Origin of the sequence: Subtercola sp. YIM 133946 (assembly GCF_036553535.1) — a bacterium.
In the GTDB taxonomy this organism is placed as follows: domain Bacteria; phylum Actinomycetota; class Actinomycetes; order Actinomycetales; family Microbacteriaceae; genus Subtercola.
Window position 1 is genome coordinate 142,407 of sequence record NZ_JAZHPE010000016.1, and the last position, 25,879, is coordinate 168,285.

Annotated in this window: 27 protein-coding genes and 1 tRNA gene; 12 read left to right on the forward strand and 16 right to left on the reverse strand. The window is 67.7% G+C overall.

Annotation, left to right across the window (positions count from 1 at the left end; genetic code table 11):
* Positions 1-33: 33 nt before the first annotated feature.
* Positions 34-105: transfer RNA gene (locus V3W46_RS05885), tRNA-Arg, on the reverse strand.
* A gap of 139 nt (positions 106-244) precedes the next feature.
* Here V3W46_RS05885 and V3W46_RS05890 point away from each other — a divergent pair.
* Both V3W46_RS05890 and V3W46_RS05895 read left to right on the forward strand, forming a co-directional pair.
* Positions 245-1,615, forward strand: a complete 1,371-nt coding sequence (locus V3W46_RS05890) for a hypothetical protein (RefSeq protein ID WP_331782162.1) — start codon at positions 245-247, stop codon at positions 1,613-1,615.
* 217 nt (positions 1,616-1,832) lie between these two features.
* Positions 1,833-3,158: a C40 family peptidase gene (locus V3W46_RS05895; protein WP_331782163.1), complete on the forward strand. Its 1,326-nt coding sequence runs from the start codon at positions 1,833-1,835 to the stop codon at positions 3,156-3,158.
* Between the two features lie 152 nt (positions 3,159-3,310).
* On the opposite strand, the gene V3W46_RS05900 is transcribed toward V3W46_RS05895, so the two are convergent.
* From V3W46_RS05900 to V3W46_RS05915, 4 genes are all read right to left on the reverse strand, one after another.
* The gene (locus tag V3W46_RS05900) at positions 3,311-3,808 is read right to left on the reverse strand and encodes an HNH endonuclease (protein ID WP_331782164.1); all 498 of its coding nucleotides are present in this window, start codon (positions 3,806-3,808) and stop codon (positions 3,311-3,313) included.
* Positions 3,809-4,180: 372 nt separating this feature from the next.
* Positions 4,181-5,026, reverse strand: a complete 846-nt coding sequence (locus tag V3W46_RS05905) for a hypothetical protein (RefSeq protein ID WP_331782165.1) — start codon at positions 5,024-5,026, stop codon at positions 4,181-4,183.
* A 48-nt stretch (positions 5,027-5,074) separates the two neighbouring features.
* On the reverse strand, positions 5,075-6,142 hold the full coding sequence (locus V3W46_RS05910; protein ID WP_331782166.1) for a C40 family peptidase: 1,068 nt from the start codon (positions 6,140-6,142) through the stop codon (positions 5,075-5,077).
* A gap of 369 nt (positions 6,143-6,511) precedes the next feature.
* A complete protein-coding gene (locus tag V3W46_RS05915) occupies positions 6,512-7,204 on the reverse strand; it encodes a metal-dependent transcriptional regulator (protein WP_331782167.1) in 693 nt (230 codons plus the stop codon).
* A 134-nt stretch (positions 7,205-7,338) separates the two neighbouring features.
* Between V3W46_RS05915 and serC the strand changes: the two genes are divergently transcribed.
* The gene (serC, locus tag V3W46_RS05920) at positions 7,339-8,451 is read left to right on the forward strand and encodes a phosphoserine transaminase (protein WP_331782168.1); all 1,113 of its coding nucleotides are present in this window, start codon (positions 7,339-7,341) and stop codon (positions 8,449-8,451) included.
* 55 nt (positions 8,452-8,506) lie between these two features.
* Here the strand turns inward: serC and V3W46_RS05925 are convergent, their stop codons facing one another.
* A complete protein-coding gene (locus tag V3W46_RS05925) occupies positions 8,507-9,655 on the reverse strand; it encodes a DUF3027 domain-containing protein (RefSeq protein ID WP_331782169.1) in 1,149 nt (382 codons plus the stop codon).
* Between the two features lie 4 nt (positions 9,656-9,659).
* Positions 9,660-10,040, reverse strand: a complete 381-nt coding sequence (locus V3W46_RS05930) for a cold-shock protein (RefSeq protein ID WP_331782170.1) — start codon at positions 10,038-10,040, stop codon at positions 9,660-9,662.
* A gap of 93 nt (positions 10,041-10,133) precedes the next feature.
* On the opposite strand from V3W46_RS05930, the gene V3W46_RS05935 reads away from it, so the two are divergent.
* The 5 genes from V3W46_RS05935 to V3W46_RS05955 all read left to right on the forward strand — a co-directional run bounded on the left by V3W46_RS05935 (position 10,134) and on the right by V3W46_RS05955 (position 16,748).
* Positions 10,134-10,382 carry a hypothetical protein gene (locus tag V3W46_RS05935; RefSeq protein WP_331782171.1) on the forward strand — a complete coding sequence of 83 codons (249 nt, stop codon included), beginning with the start codon at positions 10,134-10,136 and terminating at the stop codon, positions 10,380-10,382.
* Positions 10,379-12,190, forward strand: a complete 1,812-nt coding sequence (locus V3W46_RS05940; protein WP_331782172.1) for a helicase-associated domain-containing protein — start codon at positions 10,379-10,381, stop codon at positions 12,188-12,190. Before V3W46_RS05935 ends, V3W46_RS05940 begins: the two co-directional genes overlap by 4 nt.
* Before the next feature lie 111 nt (positions 12,191-12,301).
* A complete protein-coding gene (locus tag V3W46_RS05945; protein WP_331782173.1) occupies positions 12,302-13,942 on the forward strand; it encodes a DNA repair helicase XPB in 1,641 nt (546 codons plus the stop codon).
* A 173-nt stretch (positions 13,943-14,115) separates the two neighbouring features.
* Positions 14,116-14,805, forward strand: coding sequence for a response regulator transcription factor (locus tag V3W46_RS05950; protein WP_116411953.1), 690 nt, complete (start codon positions 14,116-14,118; stop codon positions 14,803-14,805).
* 149 nt (positions 14,806-14,954) lie between these two features.
* A complete protein-coding gene (locus tag V3W46_RS05955) occupies positions 14,955-16,748 on the forward strand; it encodes a sensor histidine kinase (RefSeq protein WP_331782174.1) in 1,794 nt (597 codons plus the stop codon).
* A gap of 17 nt (positions 16,749-16,765) precedes the next feature.
* Here V3W46_RS05955 and V3W46_RS05960 read toward each other — a convergent pair whose 3' ends face one another.
* From V3W46_RS05960 to V3W46_RS05985, 6 genes are all read right to left on the reverse strand, one after another.
* The gene (locus tag V3W46_RS05960) at positions 16,766-17,251 is read right to left on the reverse strand and encodes a hypothetical protein (protein ID WP_331782175.1); all 486 of its coding nucleotides are present in this window, start codon (positions 17,249-17,251) and stop codon (positions 16,766-16,768) included.
* Positions 17,252-17,608: 357 nt separating this feature from the next.
* The gene (groL, locus tag V3W46_RS05965; RefSeq protein ID WP_331782176.1) at positions 17,609-19,228 is read right to left on the reverse strand and encodes a chaperonin GroEL; all 1,620 of its coding nucleotides are present in this window, start codon (positions 19,226-19,228) and stop codon (positions 17,609-17,611) included.
* A 170-nt stretch (positions 19,229-19,398) separates the two neighbouring features.
* The gene (locus V3W46_RS05970) at positions 19,399-19,602 is read right to left on the reverse strand and encodes a cold-shock protein (protein WP_331782177.1); all 204 of its coding nucleotides are present in this window, start codon (positions 19,600-19,602) and stop codon (positions 19,399-19,401) included.
* Positions 19,603-19,746: 144 nt separating this feature from the next.
* Positions 19,747-20,268, reverse strand: a complete 522-nt coding sequence (locus V3W46_RS05975; protein WP_331782178.1) for a LytR C-terminal domain-containing protein — start codon at positions 20,266-20,268, stop codon at positions 19,747-19,749.
* A 59-nt stretch (positions 20,269-20,327) separates the two neighbouring features.
* The gene (locus tag V3W46_RS05980; RefSeq protein WP_331782179.1) at positions 20,328-20,582 is read right to left on the reverse strand and encodes a DUF3263 domain-containing protein; all 255 of its coding nucleotides are present in this window, start codon (positions 20,580-20,582) and stop codon (positions 20,328-20,330) included.
* 101 nt (positions 20,583-20,683) lie between these two features.
* Positions 20,684-21,166: a GNAT family N-acetyltransferase gene (locus V3W46_RS05985; RefSeq protein WP_331782180.1), complete on the reverse strand. Its 483-nt coding sequence runs from the start codon at positions 21,164-21,166 to the stop codon at positions 20,684-20,686.
* A gap of 80 nt (positions 21,167-21,246) precedes the next feature.
* Here V3W46_RS05985 and msrB point away from each other — a divergent pair, with 80 nt between their 5' ends.
* Both msrB and V3W46_RS05995 read left to right on the forward strand, forming a co-directional pair.
* Entirely contained in the window at positions 21,247-21,648 is a 402-nt protein-coding gene (gene msrB / locus V3W46_RS05990) for a peptide-methionine (R)-S-oxide reductase MsrB (RefSeq protein WP_331782181.1), read from the forward strand.
* Between the two features lie 9 nt (positions 21,649-21,657).
* Entirely contained in the window at positions 21,658-22,191 is a 534-nt protein-coding gene (locus V3W46_RS05995; RefSeq protein ID WP_331782182.1) for a nitroreductase family protein, read from the forward strand.
* Between the two features lie 15 nt (positions 22,192-22,206).
* Here the strand turns inward: V3W46_RS05995 and V3W46_RS06000 are convergent, their stop codons facing one another.
* Positions 22,207-22,551: a hypothetical protein gene (locus tag V3W46_RS06000; RefSeq protein WP_331782183.1), complete on the reverse strand. Its 345-nt coding sequence runs from the start codon at positions 22,549-22,551 to the stop codon at positions 22,207-22,209.
* Between the two features lie 186 nt (positions 22,552-22,737).
* Between V3W46_RS06000 and V3W46_RS06005 the strand changes: the two genes are divergently transcribed.
* Positions 22,738-23,241: a GNAT family N-acetyltransferase gene (locus V3W46_RS06005; RefSeq protein ID WP_331782184.1), complete on the forward strand. Its 504-nt coding sequence runs from the start codon at positions 22,738-22,740 to the stop codon at positions 23,239-23,241.
* A gap of 63 nt (positions 23,242-23,304) precedes the next feature.
* On the opposite strand, the gene V3W46_RS06010 is transcribed toward V3W46_RS06005, so the two are convergent.
* On the reverse strand, positions 23,305-23,802 hold the full coding sequence (locus V3W46_RS06010) for a GNAT family N-acetyltransferase (protein ID WP_331782185.1): 498 nt from the start codon (positions 23,800-23,802) through the stop codon (positions 23,305-23,307).
* A gap of 284 nt (positions 23,803-24,086) precedes the next feature.
* Positions 24,087-24,812 (reverse strand): alpha/beta fold hydrolase, encoded by a 726-nt coding sequence (locus V3W46_RS06015; protein WP_331782186.1) that lies wholly within the window; start codon positions 24,810-24,812, stop codon positions 24,087-24,089.
* Between the two features lie 96 nt (positions 24,813-24,908).
* On the opposite strand from V3W46_RS06015, the gene V3W46_RS06020 reads away from it, so the two are divergent.
* Positions 24,909-25,841 (forward strand): Ppx/GppA phosphatase family protein, encoded by a 933-nt coding sequence (locus V3W46_RS06020; RefSeq protein ID WP_331782187.1) that lies wholly within the window; start codon positions 24,909-24,911, stop codon positions 25,839-25,841.
* The last annotated feature ends 38 nt before the right edge of the window (positions 25,842-25,879 follow it).

The window sequence follows — 25,879 nt, forward strand, 5'->3', positions numbered from 1 at the left end:
GCGGCTTCGCCCAGCGATCGCGAGGCGAGTCGGTGCCCCTGGAGGGACTCGAACCCCCAACCCTTTCCTTAGGACGGAACTGCTCTTCCATTGAGCTACAGAGGCTGACCGCACGAGTTTACCCGAGTCGGCGGGGCCCGCGTGAAAACGCTCCTACCCGCCCCACAGCATTCCGACAGGTTGGCGACATGCGGCCACCCCAACCGGGTGACACGATTCGCAGATGTTAGACATGCCGTTAGTCATGACTACTCCTCCCCGTTCCCAGCGCGCCCGCCGCGGCCCCAGAAGCCTCGGCCGCCTGCTGCAGCGAACCCGGATGCTCGCCGTCGGCCTGCTCGCCTTCGCCCTCGTCACGGCGAGCGCCGTTCTCGGCGCCCCGGCAGCCTTCGCCGACGACTACCCGAGCTGGTCTGACGTGCAGGCCGCGCAGGCCAGCGAGTCGGCGAAACAGGCCGAGATCACGACCATCACCAACCTCATCGCCGACCTGCAGGCAAAGGCCGTCGCCGCCCAGGCGCTGGTCGAGCAGCGCACCGCCGAAGACGATGCGGCGCAGGCCGCCCTCGCCGCCGGGCAGAGCAAGGCCGACTCGCTTGCCGCCAGCGCCGCCAGCTGGCAGGCAAAGGCCGACACGTCGAGCCGCCAGGCCGCGCTGATCGCCGCGCAGCTCGCCCGTTCGGGCGGTGGAAACAACATCACCAGCCTGCTGCTCGGCGGTAATTCGAGCCAGCAGAGCGACCTGCTCTCGCAGCTCAGCTCGATGGGCAAGCTCACGCAGACCGTAACCGACATCTACAACCAGGCGAAGCTCGACAGCAACGAGGCCGCGTCGGTCAGCGCCCAGGCGCAGGTGGCGAAGGATGCCCTGGCCGGCCTCGCTGCGGCCGCCCAGGCCGCACTGCAGGCCGCGGCAGCCGCCCAGCAGGCGATGATCGCCGCCCTCAACGAACAGACCGCCCACGAGGCGGAGCTGCAGGCCCAGCTCACCTCGCTGCAGCAGAACCTCGCCACGACCCAGCAGCAGTACCAGGCCGGTGTCGCCGCCCGGGCTGCCGCCGCAGCAGCAGCAGCCGCAGCCGCGGCGGCGGCAGCCCGGGGCGGCGGCGGAATCAGCGTCGGGCCGGTGGGCGCCGACGCCCAGGCCCTCGCCGAGGAGCTTATGGGCGACGTGGCCGACGGCAACTTCCACGGCTCGAGCCCCGACCACATCTTCGAGATCGCCTGGATCGCACAGGGCAAGTCCGTTCCCAACTGCGGCATCGACGTCGTCATTCTGCAGGCCATGGTCACCGCCGTGCGGGCCTTCGGCAGCGCGGGCGTCAGCGACATCAGCCGCCGCTGCACCGGTCAGATCGAGGGCGCCGGTACGGCATCCGCCCACTACCGCAATGGCGGCGGCCACGCGGTCGACTTCACCTCGGTCGGCGGAATGGTGCTGAACGGCTCGAACAACGCCTCGATCGCCCTGATCAGAACGCTCGACCCGATGATGCCTTACGGCTCAGATGTGGGCCAGCAGAACTGCCGCAACTCGGCGGGCACGTCGATCAGCATGAATAACCTGTCGGGCTTCTCTGACACCTGCGACCACCTGCACATCGACGACTTCTAGCCGACCCGGCTCTGCTGCACGCCCGCTCAGCCTGCCCCTCCGGCAGACCAGGTCTTCTGTGTGCCCGCCCACTGCGTCGATTTCGAATGCGTATATGCGAAACGCCGACGTGTTGCTACTGTTAACGCTGTTGTTGGTGTTATAGGTGCGGCTCGCGATGCGTGCGTTACTCCTGTGACGAATGGTACGTACGTTACAAGAGTCTTCGAGAGGCCCCATGCAGTCGACGAGCATCCCCGAGCCCCGCACCGGCAGACGTGTGCGCGCGCTCGTGGTCACCGTCGTCGTCACCGTGCTCGCCATCTCCGCCACCATCACCGGCGGCAGCCCCGTCTACGCCACCGACTACCCGAGCTGGGATGACGTGGTGGCAGCCCGCAGCAACGCCGCCGCCACGCAGGCCGAGGTGAGCCGACTCCAGTCGCTCATCGCCGGCCTGCAGACCGAGGTCGACGCGGCGCAGGCCGCCGCCGACACGGCATGGAACGAGAACCAGGCGGCCCAGGATGCCCTGAACGCCGGCACCCTCAAGGCCGACCAGTTGAAGCTGCAGTCGTCTGCGGCCCAGACCAAGGCCGACACCTCACGCAAACAAGCCACAGCGCTCACCGCCCAGTTCGCCCGGTCGGCGGGCGGCGGCGACCTCTCGATGCAGCTGCTGGTCGGCGGGGCGAAGAGCGATGATCTGCTCTACCAGCTCAGCGCGATGAGCAAGCTCAGCGAGACCTCGAAGGGCGTCTTCGCCCAGGCCGCCCAAGACGCCAACGACGCCACCTCGCTCAGCGCGCAGGCCGACACTGCTGAGGCGGCTCTCTCTGCACTGGCGGATGCCGCACAGTCGTCGCTCGACGACGCCGTCGCTGCTCAGCAGCAACTGAAGGCCGCGCTGCTCGAGCAAGACAACCACGAGGCCGAACTCACGGTTCAGCTGAACGCCCTCTCTGATGCCGCGATCGCGACGGAGGCCGACTACAACGCCGGCGTCGCTGCCGAACAGCAGCGCCAGCTGGAGGCCGAGCAGGCCGCCGCTGCCGCCGCCCAGGCCGCCGCCGCGGCGCAGGCCGCACAGGCCGCGTCGAACCCCAGCAGCTCGGGTTCGGGGTCATCCAACGGCGGCGGTTCGTCATCGGGCTCGAGCTCGGGCTCATCGGGTGGTGGCGGCGGCGTCGCCGCACCGATCGGTGACGCCCCCGCCCAGCTCTTCGACGGGGCCGCCCTCGTGGCCTACGCGCAGCAGTACGTCGGCGTCGTGCCGTACAGCGCCGGCGCCTCACCCAGCGCCGGCTTCGGCTGCGACGGCCTCACACAGTGGGTGTACGGCCATTTCGGCGTCTCGCTGCCGCGTCTTGTGAGCCGCCAGACCGCCATGGGCATTCGGGTTTCGTCGTCTGAGGTGCAGGCCGGCGACCTCGTGGTGTGGCCGAACGAGCACGTCGGCATCTACGACGGGCACGGCGGAATCATCCACTCCCCCGACTGGGGCCGTTACGTGACGCACGCCACGAGCCTCTGGAGCGGCTACATCTTCATCCGCATCGTCTGACCGGCGACAGCGCCCGAGTCGTCTGACCGGCGTCAGCGCCCGGGTCGTCTGACCGGCGACGTCATCCACCGCATCGTCTGACCGGCGACCGGCGGGTCGACGCCCTCACGCTGAAACGGATGCCCGAGGCGCCTGTCACCCCGGACATCCGTTCACGCGGCGAACTGCAGGTAGTTCTCCCACTCGGGCTGCGCGCGTTCGACCCCGCGCACGAACCAGCCGGCGTGGTGCGGCATGCGCGGCGGCTGCTTCAGCGACCAGCCCATCTCGGCCGGAGTCTTGTTGCTCTTGATGTTGTTGCACTTGAGGCAGCAGGCTACGAGGTTCTCCCACGTGTCTTTGCCCCCGCGCGAGCGTGGCTGAACATGGTCGACCGTCGTCGCCCCCGCACCGCAGTAGACGCAGCGCTGGTTGTCGCGGCGCAGCACACCCCGGCGGCTCACGGGAACCTGGCGTGACGAGGGAATCTTCACGTAGCGGGTGAGCAGGATGACCGACGGCCGATCGTACGCACCCGACGCTGCCCACACCGGATCATCATCGTCGGCCTCGACGATCTTCGCCTTGTCGTTCATCACGAGCACCAGCGCTCGTCGATAGGAGACAACACCCAGCGGTTCGTACCCCGCGTTCAGCACCAGCGTTCGCATCTTCTTCCCTTCGCAATGCCTGGTCGGCTACCAAGTATTCGATTCACGTGCGATGTTCGCTCACCTGCCTCGGGGTCGGCGCGGAACCCCCCTCGGATGCACAAAAAAAGGCGTTGTCACAATGACAACGCCTTATGAACGCACGCAGGTGCGAACGGTGTGTATGCGATGGGAATGCACGCCGGTGAGTATTCGCGCACGAAGCAGGCGCTCACCCCTGGTGGGGATGCTGCCCGACTCGGTCACGAGCTCTCCTTCGGTACTTCGAGGAATATCAGGGCATCAGGCTAACAAACAATGCGGCCCGCGCATATTTTCAGGGCGGGAGTTTCGGCAAGCTGTAACCGAGTATTCACAAATCGCCGGGTGTGCCTACTGCTCGGGCAGCAGCGCGGCGCCTCGCGCGGTGATGAAGTCGACGTGCAGGTGCGAGCACGAGTCGTTGAACTCAGACAGGTTCACGAAGCCCGAACCGGATGCCCGGCATTCGCTCTGGCCCACGTCGGAGTTCGGCGGAACCAGCGGGTCGAGGATGCGCAACAGCTTCATCGAGTCGGAGTCGCCACCCGTCAGGCTGTGGCCGTTCAGAATGTAGAAGTCGACAGCGTGCCCGCCGCCGTTGCGGTAGTGCGGCGAGATCGTGCCCGCACCCTCGAGCTGGCCGGTGCAGAGCCGGTTGATGTCGCTGACGCCCACCTTGTCGAAGTTGTCGACGGCCACCTTGATGGTCTGCAGAACGCGGTAGTCGACACCGCAGTTCGGCACGACCTGCCCGTTCGCGAGGTACTGGATCTCGGTGATGTGATTGGGGCGCGAGCCGACGAGGCGCCCGGCGGCGACGGCATCCATCAGCTCGCTGGCCAGGGCCTGCACCTCGGGCGATACCACCGAAGGATAGGTGTTGGCGGTGACGGCCGCCGTCGACGACAACTTCAGCGCCGCAGCTGCTGCAGCCGCAGCGGCCGCCGCTGCGGCTGCGGCCTTCTGCGCCTGGAGCTCGGCGAGGGTCGGTGCCTTGTAGTCGTCTCGGCTGACCGTGGGGGCGGCCTGCACCTCGTCGCTGGTGACGCTCTGCGAGCCGATCACCGCTGAGGCGGCCGCCGGATCGAAGGCACCCTGCGTGCTGAAGGCATACGCGGGCAGCGCCATCGTGGCGATCAGCCCGACGGCTGCGGTCATGACGAGTACGCCGGCGACGCGACGCGTGGGAGTCTTCACGCGTCAGCGCCGATCATCGTGTGGTGCAGGTAGATCAAATTGCGAAACCTAGTTCGGGTAGTACCGCACGAAGTAGTAGCTGCCCCACACCGGGTCGTACTCGACCATGCGGCCCCAGTCGGGTGCGGTCACCGCCATGCCGTTGCCGGCATAGATCTCGGTGTGCCCGATCGGGTAGATCATCACGTCGCCCGGCTGCGCTTCAGAGGCGGGGATGCGCACACCCAGCGCGGCCTGGTTGCTCACGGTGCGCGGCAGGTTCACGCCGAAGTGCTTCATGACGTACTGTACGAGACCGTCGCAGCTGAAGCTGGTGTCGGGGCTGTTGCCGTTGCCGTAGGGCACCTTGCCGACGAACTGCATGGCGTAGTCGACGACGGCCTGGCCGTCGTACGGGGCGACCGGAGCGTTGTCGACCGCGACCGAGCTGGCCTTCGACGTGGCGACGGATGCCACCGCGGTCACCTTGAGAGCAGCGGCTTGCGCGGCGGCGGCTGCGGCGTCAGCGGCAGCCTTGGCCTGGGCTGCAGCCAGCTCGTCTTTGGTCGGAGCCTGGTAGTTGTCACGGCCCACCGTCGCGGTGGCTGCCGAGGCATCGACCTCGAGGGTCTGCTGACCGGAGGTGAGCGACTGGGTCGAGGTGCTCGGGTCGAAGGCACCGGAGGTCGAGAAGGCGTAGGCGGGAAGCGCCATGGTGGCGACGAGTGCTGCGGCGGCGGTCATCACGACGGTGCTGATGATGCCGCGGCGAGTCGGTCGCGTGAAGCGGGGCTTCTTCGAGGAGGTGGCCGCTCGGCTGGCCGCGGTGGCGGCCTTCGGGGCTGCGGCGACCGTCTTCGGAGCTGCGGAGACCGCAGTCGACTCACGGCGCACGACGGCAGAGCCGACAACCGTCGCGGGTGCTGTCGCTTCACTTCGGGCCACCGTGGCGTCGGTCGACGCGGCACCGGCTGCGGCATCGGTCGTCACCGCGGCAGACGCGGCGACACCCGCGGCGGCCAGCTGCGCTTCACGCAGCGATCGCCTGGTCGGGTGGACTACCTCGGTGCTGGGGTTCTCGATTTTCGGGTTGTGCGTCGACTCGGGTGAGTCTTGCGATTCGCTCGAAAAGGGCAAAATGTATTCCTCCGGCACGTTGCGGCAACAATCGTGCCACACCACCTGAATGAGCCGCGCCGGGTAAGTAGCGCAGTGCTCGAGTGGCTTATTTCGGTGTCTTGTTCTGGGGTCTGCGGCCGGTCTCCCGGCCCGTCGGACTTGTTCGAGGATACGGGAGGGTTCGGTGTTTGTCATCCTGAAACGGCCGTTTGCAACAAATTGGTAACGAAGAAATTCTCGAGCGCGCAGACAACAGGCTGTGGCCCGGTGACACCGCCGCCACTATATGTGGGATTCTGTACCCCACACGGGGGGCGGGAAGGCAACGGGGCCTTCGAGATGCCGGAACGGTCGTCGCGCCGCGAGAGCGGCGGTGTGACAGTCGGCTCAGATGCCGACGAAGATGTGGCTCGCCACCTCGTTGGGCAGTTCGAGCCCCTGGCTGAACCCCTCGACCTCGACGAGAACGTACGAGCCGGCCGCCGAGAACGCGGCCGTGTTGCCGGGCACCACGCCCGACTGCTTGAGCTGCAGCAACAGCTCGGGGTCGACCTGGGCCGGTTCGCCGAGGCGCTTGATGATCTTCGTCTGCGACCCCACTGCGCCGTGCACAAGCGTGACGATGTTCACCACCCCCCGGGTGAACGGAACGGCCTCGACATCGCCGAGTTCTTCGAGCCCGGGAATCGGGTTGCCGTAGGGCGACTCGGTCGGATGGTCGAGCATGTCGAGGATGCGGCGCTCGACCTGCTCGCTCATCACATGCTCCCAGCGGCATGCCTCTTCGTGCACGAATTCCCAGTCGAGCTTGATCACGTCGCTGAGCAGGCGTTCGGCCAGGCGGTGCTTGCGCATCACGTGCACCGCCTTGCGCCGGCCGATCTGCGTCAGTTCGAGGTGGCGGTCGGTCGAGACGACGACGAGCCCGTCGCGCTCCATGCGGCCGACGGTCTGCGACACGGTCGGCCCGGAGTGCCCGAGACGCTCTGAGATGCGGGCGCGGAGGGGCGTGATGTTCTCCTCTTCGAGTTCGAGAATCGTTCGAAGGTACATCTCGGTGGTGTCGATCAGATCCGCCAACGGCCGCTCCTTGCTTGATTGCGCACGTAGGTAATAAGACTACTGTTCCTGTTGACGGCAACGGCACTGCGGTGCAAGCGAGCCTGTGCGCCGCTGTGGATGCCATCCTGAGCGCTCTCAGTACACTGGTGGTCATGCCCGCTCTGCAGATTCCCAGCTCCCTCTTGCCCGCCGACGGTCGCTTCGGCTGCGGTCCTTCGAAGGTCCGCCCCGAACAGCTGACCGACCTCACGGTTCGGGGGGCATCCATTCTGGGCACCTCGCACCGCCAGGCACCCGTCAAGAACCTCGTCGGCGAGGTGCGCGACGGTCTCTCCTCTCTTTTTCGCCTGCCCGACGGCTACGAGGTCGTGCTGGGCAACGGCGGCTCGACGGCGTTCTGGGATGCCGCGGCCTTCGGTCTGATCGACCAGCGCAGCGAGAACCTCACGTTCGGCGAGTTCGGCGCGAAGTTCGCCGTCGCGGCCGCCGCGCCGTTCCTCACCGCCCCGCACGTCATCAAGGCCGACGGCGGATCACGCAGCGAGGTCGAGGTCGTCGAGGGTGTCGATGTCTACGCCTGGCCGCACAACGAGACGAGCACCGGCGTCATGGCACCCGTACGCCGCGTGCACGGCGACCCGGGCGCCCTGACCGTCATCGACGCGACGAGTGCCGCCGGCGGCATCGACTTCGACGTCGCCGAGACCGATGTGTACTACTTCGCCCCGCAGAAGAACTTCGCCTCTGACGGCGGGCTCTGGTTCGGCCTCTTCTCCCCCGCCGCCATCGAGCGTGTCGAGCGCGTCGCCGCGTCGGGGCGCTACATTCCCGAGTTCTTGAGCATCACGAACGCGATCGACAACTCGCGCCTGAACCAGACGCTGAACACCCCGGCGATCAGCACGCTGCTGCTGATGAGCAGCCAGATCGAGTGGATCAACACCTCGGGCGGCCTGGCGTGGGCGGATGCCCGTACCAGCGAGTCGTCGTCGGCTCTGTACGACTGGGCCGAGGCCACGAGCTACACGACCCCGTTCGTCTCGAACCCCGACCACCGCTCGCAGGTCGTCGTCACGATCGACTTCGACGAGCAGATCGACGCCGCAGCTGTAGCCAAGGCCCTGCGCGCCAACGGAATCGTCGACACCGAGCCCTACCGCAAGCTCGGCCGCAACCAGCTGCGGGTCGCCACCTTCGTGGCGATCGACCCGGCCGACGTTCGCGCGCTCATCTCGAGCATCGAGTACGTGGTCGAGAACCTCTGACCGTCGTTTCGTCTGATCGTCGTTTCGTCTGACCGTCGTTTCGTCTGACCGTCGTTCAGTAGGCGCGGTCGACGTCGTCTGGGTCGGCCGCACCGTCGTCGTCTGATTCGTCGTCGAGGTCTGCCGCCTCGTCGTCGGAGTCGGCTCCCGTGTCATCGACGTCTGCCACCTCGAGGTCGTGTTCGGCGAGCTCGAGCGCGTCGTCGAGGCTGTCGAACAGTCGAGACGTGCGGTCGAGCTGCTCGTCGTCGACGCCGTCGATGTCGAGGCCCTCTTCGGCGATGGTGTCGATGTCGATGCCGTCACGATCGCGCCTCAGCGCCAGCGCGGCAACGTCCTCGTCCTCGTCGTCGTCATCGTCGTCATCGTCATCGTCGTCGCCCTCGTCGTCGGAGTCGTCGTCGTCGTCGCGATCTTCGTCTGACTGGGCGTCGGCATCGTGCCCCGCCTCGTCACCGGGCTCCACCTCGCCGTCGTCGTCGACGTCGTCATCGTCGAACTCGCTCTCCGAATCGTCGATGAGCTGCTCGGGCGTGACGCGATCGGCCCACGGCACCCACGCCGGTGACAGGATCGAACCCTCGCCGGGCAGCAGCTCGACCTCGAGAACGGTCGGTGCGGCATCCGCGTCGACCCTGGTGAGCGTCGCGGTCCAGTGCCAGTCGGGGTACCCGGCCAGCTTCGAGGCGAACTGCAGGCTGAGCAGGCGTTCACCCTCGACGATGTGACCGAGGTAGATGTGACCGAGGTAGTCGCCGATCGACGACGCGGGCGTGATCTCGGCCAGAGCCGCACGGGCCTGGTCGACGGCAGCCAGCAAGACCTCGTCGGCTTCGTACGCGACCTCGGCGATCGAGCCGTCGGGCTCGACGACCTCGGTCTCGAACACCTCCGGCTGCTGCTCGTCGGCCGGCTCAGGCTCGGGCTGCTCGTCGGCCGGCTCAGGGTCGGGCTGCTCGTCGACCGGCTCAGGGTCGGGCTGCTCGTCGACCGGCTCAGGGTCGGGATGCTCGTCGACCGGCTCCGACGCCAGCTGCCCGCCGGCCGTCTCGAGCTCCGACACCGGCTGCCCGCCGACCGGCTCCGACGCAGGTTCGCCCCCCACCGGCGCCAACTCGGCGTCGAGGGTGACCTCCTCGACCGAGACGGCCTCGGTCACCACGTCGTCGATCGCGGGCCGGTCTGCAGTGCTCTCGTCTGACAAACCCTTACGCATCCAGTTCGTCGGCGACCTTGCGCAGCAGCGCAGCGATCTTGCGGCTGTGCGCCGAATCGGGGTAGCGGCCGCGCTTGAGGTTGGTGCCGATGCCGTCGAGCACCTTCACCAGGTCTTCGATGATGACCGCCATGTCGTCGGCCGGCTTGCGGCTCAGCTTGACCATGCTCGGCGGGGCTTCGAGCACCCTGACCGAGAGCGCCTGAACGCCGCGTTTGCCGTCGGCGATGCCGAACTCGAGCTTGGTTCCCGCCTTGACGGTCGCCCCAGCGGGCAGGGCTGACGCGTGCAGAAAGACCTCTTGGCCGTCATCTGAACTGATGAAGCCGAAGCCCTTCTCGTCGTCGTAGAACTTGACCTTGCCGGTAGGCATCTGTGAATCTCCTTGAGTGTTTTTGCCGAAAAACTGCGCAGTCGGCCACAGCTAAGCCTATTAGCTTGCCGCAGTGCCCGTATTATCAGAAGCGTGACTGACACAAACAAACCCGTGATCCATCGGGCGGAACGCACTCTGACGTTCATGATCGCGACCATCATCGGTCTGTCGATTTTGTGCATGCTCGCCGCATTCGTCTCGGGCATCGCCCACTTCACGCTCGTTCCCGTCATCCTCGTCTTCCCGCTCTTCGGTCTGCCGATCGGGGTTCTGCTGATTCTCGCGCTTCTCATCACCAACGCCGTTCGACGAACCCGCGAGGCTCGTAGCACCGAATGAGCGACACCCTCGCTCTGGCAGGCCGGTTGCAGCGCGAGAGCGATGATGCTCTCGCCGCGCTGCTGACCGCGAGGCACCTCGCCAAGCGCGACCTGCGCGACTTCTTCGATCTCGCCGACGCCCTGCTCAGCACCGAGTCGGTTCAGGATGCCCTGTCGCACCTCGACCGCCCCACCCTGTCTGCGCTCTGCAGCGCCGATGTGCCGCTCGAGCGCGCGTCGCCCGAACTGCTGGCCGCGCTGCACTCGATGCTCGTCTTCGACGCCGACGGCGTTCTGAAGCCCTATGACGCCGTCGCAGCGACGCTCGCCTCCTGGCCGAGCCTCGGCCTGCCCGACGCGTCGGCACTTGCAGACGATGGGCCCCCACCGACACCACCCCCGGCCACCTCCGACGAGCGCCGGCTCGCCGACCAGCTCGCCGGTGAGCGCTCGTTCGAGACCAGCGTCGCCGTGACCGAGCTGGTCATCTCGCTGGCCTCCTCGCCGGCCCGCGAGCTCGCCAAGGGCGGCCTCGCCGTTCCCGACGCGAAGCGCCTGGCGGCAGCGACCGGCCTCACCCCCGACGACATGAACGGTGTGCTGAGCGTCGCCGAACGCGCCGGTCTCACGACCCGCGACGGCTCGACCTGGTTCGTCACCCCACTCGCCCACGACTGGTTGCTGCTGCCCCTGGCCGAACGCTGGGGCGTGCTGGCTTCGGCCTGGCTCGCCGCCCTGCCCGCCCAGATCGTCGGCTTCTTGATCGAGCGGGTGGACTCGAGCTGGGGCGACAGCCTCGTCGCCTACCTCTCGTGGCTGTACCCGGCCGGTGGGTCGCACCTGGCCGAGCAGACCGCCGAGCTGGTGAGCGATGCCGAACGACTGGGCGTCGCGGCGAACGGCCAGGCCAGCCGGACCGGTGCCCTTCTGCTCAGCACGGGCGTCGAGGCGGCGGTCGAGGTGATCGCGGCAGAACTGCCCGCCGAGGTGAGCACCGTCTACGTGCAGCACGACCTCACCATCGTCGCTCCGGGGCCGCTGCGGCCCGACCTCGACGCGACACTGCGCGCCATCGCCCAGATCGAGAGCCACTCGATCGCGTCGACGTACCGCATCTCGTCGGGGTCGATCGCCCGGGCACTCAGTGCGGGCTACACCGCGCCGAGCATCCGGAGCTTTCTCGAGAGCATCTCGAGCACCGGCATTCCGCAGCCGCTCGAGTACCTGATCGCCGAGTCGAGCGCGCGCTACGGCCTGCTGCGGGCCGGCACCATCGCACCCGGGCCCGGCGAGACGGCCGGCAGCTACGTGCGCTCCGACGACCGCGAACTGCTGCACACGATCGCGGTCGACCAGCGGCTCGGTTCGCTCGGGTTGGTGTTCGTGAACGGCAACCGGCTGGTGAGCCGGTTCGGCCTCGATGCGGTGTACTGGATGCTCGTCGACGCCCGCTACCCCGTCATCGCCGAGAGCGACAGCGGGCACCCCCAGTCGCTGACACGCAGCCAGCCATCCACCGCGTCGAGCGCTCAGCCGACGCGGTCGGTCGACGAGCTGATCAACCGGCTGCGCGGCAGCGGAGTTCAGGGCGGTACCGACACGGCCGAAGCCTGGCTGGTGCGCCAGCTCGATGCCGCCGTGAAGAACAAGACGAGCGTGCTCGTGACCGTGCGGCTGCCGAACGGGTCTGAGGTCGCGCTGGCGATGGTACCGACCTCGGTGGCGAGCGGCCGCATGCGTGGCACCGACCAGAAGGCCGGTGTCGAGCGTACCGTGCCGCTCGCGAGCATCACGAAGGTCGTAGCGGCGGTCAGCCCCGTCGCCTGACCGCACGCTGCGACCACGACTGCGGCCAACGCTGCGGCTGCGGCTGCGACCGCGGCCGCGATCGGGCCCGGCAGGCAGAGCACCCGGCTCGGCCCGGTAAACTCGACAGTTATGCCCGATGGCCCCCTGATCGTTCAAAGCGACCGCACCGTACTGCTCGAAGTGGCTCACCCCGACGCCGACAACGCTCGGCACGAGCTGGCGGTGTTCGCCGAGCTCGAGCGCGCGCCTGAGCACATCCACACCTACCGCATCACACGGCTCGGGCTCTGGAACGCGCGGGCCGCCGGCCACACCACCGACGAGATCCTCGGCACGCTCGAGCGCTACTCGAAGTTCGCCATTCCGCAGTCGGTGTCGATCGACATCACAGAGACGGTGGGGCGCTACGGCCGCCTCGTCATCGAGCGCCGGCCCGACGGCGTGCTCACGCTGCGGGCGACGGATGCCGCGGTGCTCGCCGAGATCGTCAAGGGCAAGCGCATCGCTCCCCTGCTGCCCTCGCGCATCGACGATCAGACCTACGAGATCGAGCAGTGGGCCAGGGGCCAGCTGAAGCAGGAACTGGTGAAGCTCGGCTGGCCGGCAGAAGACCACGCGGGCTACACCCCCGGCACCCCGCACGAGATCACGCTGTTCGAAGACGGCTGGCAGTTGCGCGACTACCAGCAGAAGGCCATCGACAACTTCTTCGAGCGCGGCTCGGGCGTCGTGGTGCTGCCCTGCGGCGCGGGCAAGACGCTGGTGGGAGCGGGGGCGATGGCCACCGCGAAGACCAACACGCTCATCCTGGTCACCAACACCGTGTCGGCCCGGCAGTGGCGGTCGGAGCTGCTGAAGCGCACGTCGCTCACCGAAGACGAGATCGGCGAGTACTCGGGCCAGGTCAAAGAGGTGAAGCCCGTCACCATCGCGACCTACCAGATTCTGACGGCCAAACGCGGCGGGGTGTTCGCCCACCTCGAACTGCTCGATGCGCTCGACTGGGGTCTCGTCGTCTACGACGAGGTGCACCTGCTGCCCGCGCCCGTGTTCAAGCTCACCGCCGATCTGCAGGCCCGGCGGCGCCTCGGCCTGACCGCGACCCTGGTGCGCGAAGACGGCCGCGAGGGCGACGTGTTCAGCCTGATCGGGCCGAAGCGGTTCGACGCACCCTGGAAGGAGATCGAGGCGCAGGGCTTCATCTCGCCCGCCGAGTGCTTCGAGGTGCGCATCGACCTGCCGCAGAGCGACCGGCTGGTCTACGCCGCGGCGAGCGATGACGAACGCTACCGCCTCGCCGCCACCGCCCCGGCGAAACTCGACGTGGTCAAAGAACTCATCGCCAAGCACGCCGGCGAGCGCATCCTGGTCATCGGGCAGTACCTCGACCAGCTGGATGCCCTGGCCGACGAGCTGGGCGTGCCCGAGCTCACCGGCTCGACCCCGATCGCCGAGCGTGAGCGCCTGTACCAGGCCTTCCGTGACGGCGACGAGCCGATTCTCGTGGTCAGCAAGGTGGCGAACTTCTCGGTCGACCTGCCCGAGGCGACGGTGGCCATCCAAGTCTCCGGGTCGTTCGGCTCGCGCCAGGAGGAGGCCCAGCGCCTCGGCCGGCTGCTGCGCCCCAAGGAGTCGGGGCTCTCGGCGAACTTCTACACGCTGGTCGCGCGCGACACCGTCGACCAGGACTTCGCGCAGAACCGGCAGCGTTTTCTGGCCGAGCAGGGCTACAGCTACACCATTCTCGACGCTCAGGCGCTGGCGGCCTGACGGCTGGTTTCGATACGGTCGGTCGGGTTTCGATACGCAGCTGCGCTGCTACTCAACCAGCGGGCGCACGCCGGTTGAGTAGCGGGGCGCAGCCCCGCGTATCGAAACCACCCGCCAACACGGGTTGACGCAACTCTCAGGGCGCGTTCAGCAAACCTGCAGATAATGAGAGCATGACCGGACCTCGCATTCTCATCGTCGACGACGAGCCCAACATCCGCGACCTGCTCACCACCAGCCTGCGCTTCGCCGGCTTCGCCGTGCGAGCCGTGAGCAACGGGGCGCAGACCATCTCTGCCGTGCTCGAAGAAGAACCCGACCTCATCATCCTCGATGTGATGCTGCCCGACATGAACGGCTTCGGCGTCACCAAACGCCTGCGGGCCGCGGGGTACACCGCTCCCATTCTCTTTCTCACCGCGAAAGACGACACCGAAGACAAGATCACCGGCCTCACCGTGGGCGGCGACGACTACGTCACCAAGCCGTTCAGCCTCGACGAGATCGTCGCCCGCATCAAGGCCATCCTGCGCCGCACGATGCAGGCCGACGAAGACGCCATCATCCGCGCCGGCGAGCTCACCATGGACCAGGACACGCACGAGGTCTTCGTGGCCGACACCGCCATCGAGCTCAGCCCCACCGAGTTCAAGCTGCTGCGCTACCTGATGCTGAATCCCAACCGGGTGCTCTCGAAGGCGCAGATTCTCGACCACGTGTGGGAGTACGACTTCAACGGCGACGCCGGCATCGTCGAATCGTACATCTCGTACCTGCGCCGCAAGCTCGACCAGTACAGCGACGAGTCGCTCATTCAGACCAAGCGCGGCTTCGGCTACATGCTGAAGGTCAGCAAGGCGTAAGGCGTCAGGCCCGCGCCGGTCGAGTAGGTGCGCGAAGCGCACCGTGTCGAAACCTCACCGCCCACCCGCTCATCCCGGGTTTCGATACGCGCTCCGCGCCACTCAACCAGCGGGGGCTCAGCTCGCACCGCGTACTCTGGTAGACACTCATGGCCGTCACTCCCTCCACGTTCTGGAACTCGATCTCACTGCGCACCAAGATCACCGGTGTGACGGTTCTGCTGCTCACGCTGGGGCTCGTGGTGGCGGGGGTCGGCACCATGACCGTGCTGCGGTCGTACCTGCTGAACCAGGTCGATTCGTCGCTGTCGACGGCGTACGACGACTCGTACTCGTCGTTCATGGGACCGAACGCCACACACACCACCTTCGCCCTGAGCGATGTGACGAGTGCTCCACAGGAGTACTTCGTCGGGCTGCTGAGCTCTGACGGTACCCTCGCCGCGAGCAACTGGGGCACGCGGGCGGTCGACGACCAGCCCGTTCTCACCGGCCTGCCGCTCACCCCGTCAGACGCGGTGGTGGCGAAGAAGCCGATCTACGCCCTCTCGTCGGCGAACAAGGGCGAGTGGCACGCGGCGGTGCGTACCATCTACTTCGCCGACAACTCCACCGGCACCCTCGTCATCGCCTCGTCGCTCGAGAACACCGACCGCATCACGACGACCTACCTCTCGATCTTTCTGGCCTTCAGCATCGGCGTGGTCATCCTGGGCGCCATGCTCACCCGGCTGCTCGTGACGAGCACGTTCGCGCCGCTGCGCGCGGTGGAGAAGACCGCCGCCGAGATCGCCAACGGCGACTTCAGTCAGCGCATGGCCGACGGCACCCCGAACACCGAGGTCGGGCGGCTCAACCGGTCGCTCAACACCATGCTGAGCAGAATCGACAGCGCCTTCACCGACCGCGCCAAGACCATCGACCAGATGCGGCGGTTCGTCGGCGACGCGAGCCACGAGCTGCGCACGCCCCTGGTGTCGGTTCGCGGTTATGCGGAGCTCTACCGCATGGGGGCCCTGCAGACGCCCGAAGAGGTGGCGAAGGCCATGGACCGCATCGAGAAGGAGGCGATCCGCATGGGGGCGCTCGTCGAAGACCTGCTCGAACTGGCCCGGCTCGACGAGACGAAACCGCTCAACCTCACCCGCATCGATCTCGTGCCGATTGCGGTCGACGCGGCTCTGGATGCCCGGGCCTCGAGCCCCGAGCGAGTGGTGTCGATCATCCTGCCCCGTTCGTCGCAGCCCGTGAGCTTCGCGCCCGCGGCCGACGCCGCGCTGGGGCCGGAGGCGGCGCAACTGCTGCTCGCCACCACCGACGTCGCCGGTGTGCCCGCCGCAGACGACAGGGCGGCGGCAGGCAATGTGACGGGCCCGATCGGTTTTGCGGGCGCGACCCTGGCTCGACTGCGCCGCCGGCCGCGCGCCCCGGGGGCGACCACCGCCACCGGAACGCTCACCGCCGTCGGTTCTGGCGACGCCCAGGCGGGCGACGAGGCGGCCCTCGCCGAGATCACCCCGGCCGACCTCGATCTGGCCAGCCTCGACTCCGACGACCGCGACGGCGTCGCACCCGTCGTGATGGCCGATGAGAACAAGATCAGGCAGGTGGTGGCCAACCTCATCGGCAACGCCCTGCGTTTCACGCCGAACGACAGCCCCATCGAGGTGTCTGTGCAGGTCGACGAGGCCCGGCAGGTGGCGGTGCTCGACGTGATCGACCACGGCGAGGGCATCCCGCCGCAGATTCGCGAGAAGATCTTCCAGCGCTTCTGGCGTGCCGACTCGTCACGCACCCGTGAGACGGGCGGCAGTGGGCTGGGGCTCGCGATCGTGTCGTCGATCATCCAGGCCCACAAGGGCACGGTCGAGGCCGTCGAGACGACGGGCGGCGGGGCCACCTTCAGGGTGACCCTGCCGCTCGCCGCCCCGGCCTCGACCTGACAAGCGCCGACGGCCGGTCACCGCACGGTGACGGTTGCGGCGGCGGGCGCCGGCTCGGCGACCTCGTCGCTGCGCAGCACGAGCGTCACGCCCGCCTGCACCGCCGCCTGCCGGCGCCAGCCGATCGCCTGCCGAACCTGCAGGTCGCTCTGCTCGCCGGGCTCGACGGTGACGACGAACTCGGGAGCGAACAGGGCGCCCGCCTCGGCGAACGCGCGATGCGCCGACCGGATGATCGCCGCACCCCAGAGTTCGGGATGCGATATCGACGGCCGCACGATGAGGCAGCGCAGCTCGACGGGGTGCACCGAGCCGACAGGGCCCCACCACACGGCGCGGGCCACCGGTCTGTCGTCGACGAACGCGAGCCACGTCCATTCGCGACGCAGGCTGCCTGAGGCGAGGCCCCGGCCGAACTGGTCGGGTGTGATCCAGACAAGCGGATCACGGGTTGAGAAGCGCAACAACGACAGATCGTCGGTGCGCTGGGATACACGGAACACGAGAGACTTCCTCCGAGAGAGTGGAACGGAGGCGCTTCGGGCGAGACAGCTGGGCTGCGGTTATGCCGCTGGGGGAAGCGCCGGGATGGATGGGCGTACTGCACGCACTGCGTGCGACGTGACGGGCACTGCGCCTGAAAGCGCTGCTGCTGCGCTCGTAAACGCTGCTGGGCCGCCTGCTGCCTCTGTTGTGAAGATCATCATCCTGGTTCACCTCCCCTTTCGATTCGAAGTCGTGTCGCGGCCAACTGGTCGCGGTTGTCAACCATAGCGCGCCCCTCTCGTGCCGCGCAAGACACAAAAAAACGGGCCGGCTCCCGAAGGAGTCGGCCCGTTCTCGTGAATCGGTTCGACGGACTAGAAGTCCATGCCACCCGTGGGGTCACCGGCGGGAACCGGGTTGCGCTCGGGCTTGTCGGCCACGACGACCTCGGTCGTCAGGAACAGACCGGCGATCGATGCGGCGTTCTGCAGAGCGGAGCGCGTCACCTTCACCGGGTCGTTGATTCCGGCAGCCAGCATGTCGACGTACTCGCCGGTCGCGGCGTTGAGGCCGTGACCGGTGGGCAGGTTGCGCACCTTCTCGGCGACGACACCGGGCTCGAGGCCCGCGTTGACGGCGATCTGCTTGAGCGGGGCGTCGATGGCGACCTTGACGATGTTCGCGCCAGTCGCCTCGTCACCCGTGAGCTCGAGCTTCTCGAACGCGGTCTTGCCGGCCTGGATGAGTGCGACGCCACCACCGGCGACGATGCCCTCTTCGACGGCGGCCTTCGCGTTGCGAACGGCGTCTTCGATGCGGTGCTTGCGCTCCTTGAGCTCGACCTCGGTCGCAGCGCCGGCCTTGATGACGGCGACGCCACCGGCCAGCTTCGCGAGACGCTCCTGGAGCTTTTCACGGTCATAGTCGCTGTCGGTGTTCTCGATCTCGTTGCGGATCTGCTGCACGCGACCGGCGATGAGCTCGGCGTCGCCGGCACCCTCGACGATGGTGGTCTCATCTTTGGTGATGACGACCTTGCGTGCACGGCCCAGAAGGTCGAGCGTGACATTCTCGAGCTTGAGGCCGACCTCTTCAGAGATGACCTGGCCGCCGGTGAGAATGGCGATGTCTTGCAGCTGCGCCTTGCGGCGGTCGCCGAAGCCGGGAGCCTTGACGGCCACCGACTTGAAGATGCCGCGGATCTTGTTGACGACGAGCGTGGCGAGTGCTTCGCCATCGACGTCTTCAGCGATGATCAGCAGCTGCTTGTTGGCCTGGATGACCTTGTCGACGATGGGCAGCAGGTCTTTGATCTGCGACACCTTCGAGTTGACGATCAAGATGTAGGGGTCTTCGAAGACGGCCTCTTGACGGTCGGGGTCGGTGACGAAGTACTGCGACAGGTAGCCCTTGTCGAAGCGCATGCCCTCGGTCAGCTCGAGCTCGGTGCCGAACGTGTTCGACTCCTCGACGGTGACGACACCCTCTTTACCGACCTTGTCGATGGCCTCGGCGATCAGGGCGCCGATCTCGGTGTCACCGGCAGAGATCGATGCGGTGGCAGCGATCTCCTCTTTCGTCTCAATCTCTTTCGCGTTCGCGACGAGCTCGGCGATGACGGCCGCAACAGCCTTCTCGATGCCTTTCTTCAGGCTGATCGGGTCGGCGCCGGCTGCGACGTTGCGCAGGCCTTCGCGAACCAGGGCCTGGGCGAGAACGGTCGCGGTGGTCGTTCCGTCACCGGCGACGTCATCGGTCTTCTTGGCGACCTCTTTGACGAGCTCGGCACCGATCTTCTCGTACGGGTCGTCGAGCTCGATCTCCTTGGCGATCGACACACCATCGTTCGTGATGGTGGGCGCGCCCCACTTCTTCTCCAGTACGACGTTACGACCGCGCGGGCCGAGCGTCACCTTGACCGCGTCGGCCAAAATGTTGAGTCCACGTTCGAGGCCGCGTCGTGCCTCTTCGTCGAAAGCAATAATCTTTGCCATGTGTGTTTCTCGTCCCTCCCGGGCGTCATGAAAGATTCATAAAGGTTTAGCACTCAGGTACTACGAGTGCTAAGACCAATACTGGCACTCACATGGTGAGAGTGCAAGTGACGCCCAGGGGGACGCAGGTTTCGATACGCGGCTTCGCCGCTACTCAACCAGTGGACGGGTTATGCCAGGCGAACAGACTCCGCCTGCGGGCCCTTCGAGCCGGCACCGACCTCGAAGATGACCTGCTGGCCTTCTTCGAGAACTTTGTAGCCGCCCATGTCGATGGCCGAGTAGTGCACGAAGACGTCTTGTCCGCCACCCTCGACGGTGATGAAGCCGTAGCCCTTTTCAGCGTTGAACCACTTCACGGTTCCGTTCGCCATTGTTACTCCCAGTTGCTGTGTTACTTGCCCACCACTTCGACTGAAGTGGTCCGTTTTTCTAGTAAAACGGTGCGGTAACGAAAATCAGGGGCGCGTGACCACAATTCAACAAGAATTAAACAAGCTGGAAATACAAGCCAGTGATCAGCCGGCGGCGGGGTCGACGTAGTCGGTTCCGAGCACGGCCGTGAGGTCTGCGCCGGGAAACTGGTCGGAGACGGCCACAGCGATACCGCCGAGCGTCGCGGCCAGCCCCTTGGCCTCGCCCTCGTTCGCCGGGTCGGAGTAGTACACCGTCGACGTGGCCACGTCTTGGCTGCTTGCGTTCGCCTCAGCTCCCACCGTCCATCCGGCGGTCGTCGCCTGGTCGGCGGCACGGGTGGCGAGACCCTCGGTGGTGGTTCCGTTCAGAATGGTGACGTTCGCGGCCGGGTTCGTGGTCGGCTGGACCGTGGGGGTCGGGGTGGCCGTGTCGGCCGCCGCGCTCGACCCGGTGCCCGAGAAGACGCCGGTGAACTGGTTGCCGTTGTTCACGGCGAACAGCCCGACGACACCGAGGCCGACGAGCACGCCGGTGGCCAGCGCGGCCCAGGCGAAGACGATCCATCCCCTGCCGCGCCGCTTCGGCCCGCGGTGCGCCCCGCGACGGGCGACGTCTGTCGGCACGCGGTCGAAAGAGTCTCGTGGTTCAGTTGCCATAGGTACGTGCAGGCCGTTCTGGTTCGCTACTCGCCACGCGGCAGCAGCCGGGCGGCGCGGGCCGCCAGCCGGGTGTCTCTCAGCCGCCTGAGTCGTTTGATGAGCATGGGTTCACGGGCGAGCGCCGCAGGGTCGTCGATGAGCCGGTTCAGAATCTGGTGGTACCGCGCAGCCGAGAGTCCGAACTCCTGGCGTACGGCCTGTTCTTTCAACCCGGCATGCTGCCACCACGCGCGTTCGAATTCGAGAATGCGAACGTCGCGCTCGGACAGCTGTGCCACGACTTCTGCCGAAGGGTCGACCGGTCGGTGCTGCGCATCGGCCACGTCTCCACCCTTCGCTACGCCTCTTTCGCCTCATTGTAGGGCGGGGCGCCTTGGCGTCAGGTGTGCGCCACGGCTGTGTCGGCTGTGGGTGAGCGGTACATCGAGGTGTGCAGGATGCCCGCCTCCTCGTACTCGTCACCGAACGCCTCGAACCCGAACCCGGCATACAGGGGAACGATGTACGACTGCGAGTGCAGCAGCATCGGCAGCTGCCCGTACTGCTCGAGTACCCGGGTGATGAGCCGCTGGGCGAGGCCCTGGCCCCGGTGCTGGGGCGCTACGACGACCCGGCCGATGAGGTGCCGGGCGTCGCGGTGCTCGGCGGTGGCGTCTTCGATCACACGGAGGTAGGCGATGGTGCGCTCGCCGTCGGCCAGCCAGAAGTGCTTCGTGGTCGGTTCGCGGTCGCGGTCATCCAGCTCTTCTTCGTCGACCTTCTGCTCGACGAAGAACACGTTCGTGCGCAGACGCAGGAACGCGTACAGCTCGTCGGTCGTGAGTTCGCTCCACGACTTCGAAATGATGGAATGGTCTGACACGCGGTTCAGTTTACTGTGATGATGGATCGCGCTCTTCGGGCAGCGACGCGGCCCGCAGCCGCCAGAGACAAGGGAAATGCATGAGCTACGACGTATCGAAGTCTGACGAGGAATGGCGCACCGAGCTGAGCCGCCAGGAGTTCGCCGTGCTGCGTGAAGCGGCGACAGAGCGCCCGTGGACGGGCGAGCTGCTCGACGAGAACCGCGAGGGCGTCTACAAGTGCAAGGCGTGCGGGCAGGAGCTGTTTCGCAGCGACGCCAAGTTCGACTCGCACTGCGGCTGGCCGAGCTTCTATGCGCCGAAGGAGTCTGACGCGGTCGAACTGATCGAAGACCGTTCGCTCGGCATGGTGCGCACCGAGGTGCGCTGCTCGAACTGCGGCTCGCACCTCGGGCACCTGTTCGACGACGCGCCCCAGACCCCGACGGGCGACCGGTTCTGCATGAACTCCGTGTCGCTGTCGTTCGACCAAAAGGGCTGACCACCCTTCGTGTCGGCCTACGACAGCCTGCTCAGGCGGCGGTCGCTCTCGAAGGTGGGGGCGAACGCCCCGTCGCAGACCGAGCTGCTCAGGCTGCTCGACGCCGCGGCGACGGTCGCCGATCACAGCTCGCTGCGACCCTGGCGGCTGATCACCCTGCGCGGCGACAAGCGCGACCTGCTGGGGCACGCGTTCGCCGAAGCCGACGGCGGCAACGCGCTGAAGTACGTCTCGAGGGCGCGCCGGGCCCCGTTGCTGATCGCGATCGTGGCCGTCCACCGGCCGAGCGGCAAGGTCGCCTACTGGGAGCAGGAGGCGGTGGCCGCCGGCGTGGCCCACAACCTGTCACTGCTTCTCGATGAGGCGGGCTGGGGTGTCATCTGGCGCACGGGGCACCTCACCCGCAGTGAGCCGGTGCGACGGATGCACGGGCTGGCCGGCAACGAACAACTGCTCGGCTGGCTGTACGTCGGCGACGCTCCCCCGGGGCGCGAACTGCGGCGCAAGCGGCCGAACCCCGCCGACTTCCTCAGCGAGCTGTGAGGGCGGTGCCGGGCGTCAGTGGCGCTCGTGCAGGCCGAGCGGGTTGACGGGGTCGGGGCCCAGGCGGCCAGAGGCGTCGATCAGTTCGCGCACGTGTTCGGCCATATAGCCGGCGGCCTCGGTGAGGGTCTTGGTCGACGTGACCCAGACGCGCAGGCCGCTGGTGTCGCAACCGTAGGTGTAGACGCCGAAGAGCACGTGGGGGCCGTCGGTGTACCGCCTTATCCAGCCCAGGCAGCGGCCGTCGTGCGCCAGGAACCACACATCGTCGCTCCACGGCGTGGGCACGTACACGACGTGCGGCTGGGTCGCGTCGACGTCGGTCGGCAGGGCGGCGGTGGTACCGGTCGGGGTGCTCACAGACACCAGATTATGTCGAATTGCTGACAGAACGCCCCATACACTCGGTGTGTTCTTGGTGCACATCGTGCAAACAGGTCGAGCGAAACCGGGCGGCCGAGAGCCGCGCGGGAGAGTCGGCCGGCTGGTGGCCCGTGCTGCGGGACTCCCCCGCTGGCGCGTCGGCCGGCTGCTAGCCTGTGCCGCATGGTCTCCCCCGCCGTCACCCTGAGCACTGCTGCCCTGACAATCGAACCGCTGCGGGTCGACCACGCCGCGGCCATGCTGGCGGTGCTCGCCGACGCGGCGCTCTATGAGCACACGGGCGGCGAACCACCGACGCTGGGCGAGCTGACGGCGCGGTACGAGCGGCAGCTGGCGGGCTCGCCGGCCGGCGGCGAGCAGTGGCTGAATTGGATCGCCGTCGAGCGTTCGACCGGCGCGGCCGTGGGCTTCGTGCAGGCCACGGTTCGGGATGCGGCGGAGCTCGCCTGGCTGGTCGGAGTGCGGTGGCAGGGCCGGGGGTATGCCACCGAGGCGGCGAAAGCGGTGCGGCAGTGGTTGCAGGCGCAGGGCGTGCTGGTGTTCGAGGCGCACATCGCCGACGCGAACATCCCGTCACGGCGGGTGGCCGCCGCCCTGCTGCTCGAACCGACAGAGGAGTTCGTCGACGGCGAGCGCACCTGGCGCGGCCGGCGCGAGTCAGCCTGAGCGTTCGTCTCGCCGCGAACGGATCGGCGCAGCCGGCGCAGTTGTCGCGGCCGCGAGCAGGCCTCAGCGCTGGTCGAGCGCGAGACGCATGTGCTTCAGGTCGAGCCAGCGGCCGAACTTGATGCCGACGCCCTCGACGGTTCCGCTGTCGGTGAAGCCGAGGCGCTCGTGCAGTCTGATCGAGGAGGCGTTGCCGGCCTCGATGGCCGCGATCATGACGTGGAACCCGGCGGTCTTCGCCTCGGCGATGAGCGCCTCCATCAGGGCCTGCCCGAGACCCTCGCCGGTGCGGTCGGCGCGGATGTAGACCGAGTTCTCGACCGTGAAGCGGTAGCCCTCTTTGGCTCGCCACGGGCCGTAGGTGGCGTAGCCGAGAACGGTGTCGCCCTCGGCGGCGACGATCGCCAGCTGGCCGGGCGAGCGATGCGCGGCGAGCCAGGCGCGGCGTTCGCCGAGGGTGGCGAGAGTGTCTGTCCAGATGGCGGTGGAGTGCTCGATGTTGTGGTTGTGGATGGCCAGCAGCTGGGGCAGGTCGGCGTCGGCGGCGCGGCGGATCAGCATGGGTGCTCCTGGCGGGTGGCGGTGGCGGTCGGTCGGCAGCCGAGGGCGGCTTCTGCACGATTCTACGGCCGGGCGGGCATCCGGAGCGGCGGGAGCCGGGCGGGCATCAGGAGCGACGGGAGCACGGCGGGCATGCGAGCAGTGGGAGCACGGCGGCCTCCGGAGCGGCGGGAGCCGGGCGGGCACGCGCGGTCGAAGGGCCGAGGGCGGGCATCCGGAGCCGTTTGCGCAACGAAGGGCCGCCCGGCCCTGCGGCGCGGGCGGCCCTCGTGGTCGTGGGGCGGTCAGTCGCCGAGCGACTCCACCGCCGCGAGGATGGCCGCGATCGCCGCCTCGGGGTGCGACACCATCGACACGTGCGATGCGGCGACCTCTGTGATGATCGCACCCGCACGCTCGGCCATGCTGCGCTGCGTGGCCGGCGGAATCACGCGGTCTTCGGTGCCCACGACGACCCAGCTCGGGATGCTCTTCCAGGCCGCCACGGCCGACGGAGTGGTGTTGGCGCCGAGCGTGATCGGGCGTTGGCTCGCGACGATGAGCAGGCGATCGGCCTCGGGCAGGTCTTGGGCGAACGAGTCGTGCACGGTCGCCGGCTTGAGGAAGGCCTCGGCGTCGCCCTCGGGTGCACCCGGGTAGCCGGCGATGTCGAGCACGGAGGTGGGGTCGGGCACGTCGAGGGCCGAGCCGGATCCGCCGAGAATCTGGAAGACGGTCTCGCCGATCTCGGGGATGAACGCGTCGACGTAGACGAGCGCCTTGACGTCGCCGCCCTCGGTGCCGGCGTTGGTGATGACGTAACCGCCGTACGAGTGGCCGACGAGCACGACCGGGCCGGTGGTGCGCTGGGCCAGGAACGACGCGACGTACGCGGCGTCGCCAGCCCCGTGCAGCAGGTTGGGCGGAGTGAGAACGTCGAAGCCCTGCGACTGCAGTTCTTTCGACACGGCGTTCCAGCTCGAGCCGTCGGCCCAGGCTCCGTGAACCAGAACGATGGTGGGTTTTGCCATGTCAGTACCCCTTCACATGCGAGAAGATGCCGTGAGAGCGCGGCCATCACGCGGCAGCCTACGCCCTGCCGTTCGGCGGCGCGATAGGTTCGAGGTATGCGACTTGGGGTTCTCGACATCGGTTCGAACACTGTTCACCTGCTGTTGGTCGATGCGCATCCGGGAGCCGCCCCGATCGCCTTCGGTTCGCACAAGCGGGCGCTGCAGCTGGTCGCCTACCTCGATGCCGAGGGCGCCATCAGCGAGGCGGGCCAGCGCGAGCTCATCGACTTCATCGGTGAGGCCGCCGAGTTCGCCCGAAGCAACAACGCCGAAGACCTGCTGGCGTTCGCCACGTCGGCCATCCGCGAGTCGGCGAACGGCGTCGCCGTGCTGGCGCGCGTGTTCGCCGAGACGGGTATTCGGCTCGAAGAACTCAGCGGTGGAGATGAGGCGGCGGCCACCTTCCTCGCCGTGCGACGCTGGTACGGCTGGGGTGCGGGCAACATTCTCAACCTCGACATCGGCGGCGGATCGTTCGAGCTCGCCATGGGCACCGACGAGCATCCGGAGCTCGCCCTGTCGGTTCCCCTCGGCGCCGGCAGGCTCACCTGGGACCACCTCGAGGCCGACCCGCCGACCGCCAAGAGCGTGAAGGCTGTGCGCAAGTACATCAAGGCCACCCTCGACGAACCGATCGCCGCGTTCGGCCGGCTCGAGCCCGCGACGATCGTGGCGGCGACGTCGAAGTCGTTCCGGTCGCTGGCTCGCATCACCGGCGCCGCGCCGCGGGCCGCGGGGCCCTATGTTCGGCGCGAGCTGCGGCTCGCCGACCTCACGCTCTGGTCGAGCCGGCTGGCCGCGATGTCGTCGGCCGATCGCGCCGAACTGCCGGGGGTGTCGGATGTTCGGGCCAAGCAGCTGCTCGCTGCCGCGCTCGTGGCCGAGGCCGCCATGACCGGACTCGGCGTGGCCTCGGTGCAGATCTGCCCGTGGGCGCTGCGCGAGGGTCTCATCCTGCGCCGCTTCGACCACCTGCGCGCGGCCTAGCTCGACGCGAGCGCGGCGGTTCGGTGCATCCGCTCCCC